This is a genomic window from Paenibacillus sp. Y951 (assembly GCF_056786395.1).
Genome location: NZ_JBXCIY010000098.1, coordinates 1 through 536, shown reverse-complemented (window position 1 = coordinate 536; position 536 = coordinate 1). Strand labels below are relative to the sequence as shown.

General features: G+C 51.1%; 1 protein-coding gene. It reads left to right on the top strand.

Annotation, left to right across the window (positions count from 1 at the left end):
• On the top strand, positions 1-536 hold a 536-nt coding region (locus tag AC1TPB_RS25060; RefSeq protein ID WP_482078963.1), incomplete at its 3' end, for a condensation domain-containing protein.

The window sequence follows — 536 nt, the reverse complement described above, 5'->3', positions numbered from 1 at the left end:
TTGACGATACAGGAATGGACGGGTCATGAGACGCTGGCTATACATCTGGAAGGTCACGGCCGGGAAGAGGTATTGGATGACGTGAATGTGACGAGAACGATAGGTTGGTTTACGAGCATCTATCCGGTCGTCTTTGAACTGAAGAGGGCGGAAGGAATATCCTACTGGGTCAAATCGTTCAAGGAGAAGCTGAGACGGATTCCGAACAAAGGCGTGGGATATGGCGTGCTGAAGTATTTGACGCCAGCGGAGAAAAGCGGCATAGGCAGTGGAATGAAGCCGGAAATCAGCTTTAACTACTTGGGACAGTGGGACCGAGAAATGAATGCTGGGGCCATGTCGATGTCGGGGCTATCTATTGGATTGTCGATGAGCCGACAATCGGAACGGATCCATTCTTTAGACATTGCCGGGAGCGTAATGGACGGAAAACTGACGCTGGTCGTGACGTACGACAAGCAGGAGTACCGCGAAAGCACGATGCAGGCGTTGATGACCAACTACAAGAAGCAATTGCTTTCGATCGTCGAGCATTG